Source organism: Citrobacter sp. VF227 (genome assembly GCF_052950715.1).
Window position 1 is genome coordinate 1 of sequence record NZ_JBRFVF010000716.1, and the last position, 267, is coordinate 267.

Annotated in this window: 1 pseudogene; it reads right to left on the bottom strand. The window is 49.4% G+C overall.

Annotation, left to right across the window (positions count from 1 at the left end):
* A pseudogene (locus tag ACU8YC_RS28700) lies at nucleotides 1-267 on the bottom strand (nucleoside recognition domain-containing protein); the annotation flags it as partial.

Genomic DNA, 267 nt, shown 5'->3' on the forward strand with positions numbered 1-267 from the left:
CTTCTCCTGGAGCAGTTGACTGGGTTTTCTTACTGGTAAAAGTCAGGATCAGACGCATTACATTGGCGCCAACAATTTTCATAATGAACATCACAGCCACGCACGCGCCAATAGACGCTGGCACGGCTGGAGTACCGTCCACCGCCATCAGCGTGAACAGAATGGCACCGGAGGAAAAGAAGTTGGTGATCATTGCCCCAGCAGAGAACTGGAACATAGCGAAAATATCTTTTTCGTTTTGCGTAATTTCGCCTTCGTCGGCCAGAT